This is a genomic window from Methylophaga sp. UBA1464, from assembly GCF_002325665.1.
Lineage (GTDB): Bacteria > Pseudomonadota > Gammaproteobacteria > Nitrosococcales > Methylophagaceae > Methylophaga.
The window spans coordinates 1-208 of the sequence record NZ_DCSO01000025.1 but is presented as its reverse complement, the minus strand read 5'-3'; the positions used below and the strand labels follow the sequence as shown (position 1 = coordinate 208).

The following is a 208-nucleotide window of genomic DNA, read 5'->3' as shown; positions in this document are numbered from 1 at the left end:
TATTGTGGATAATCAGTTCAGCGCCTTCTATAAACCGCAGGAAATCTTCAGCAATATCGGCAAAAACAGGTTTATCTGCCAATGATTCATTGGTAATGCCATGCACCTCCATGGCCCCTGCATCAATGGCACGTTGTGGATTAATGTATTGATGAAAGGTTTCACCGGTCAGCCGACGGTTGACCAGCTCCACACAGCCAATTTCGAT

The 208-nt window shown here is 45.7% G+C and carries 1 protein-coding gene; it reads right to left on the bottom strand.

Annotated features, from left to right (window positions below):
* Positions 1-208, bottom strand: a 208-nt coding sequence (locus tag B3O33_RS02560; protein ID WP_292362865.1) for an exonuclease domain-containing protein, incomplete at both ends; no start/stop codon positions are given.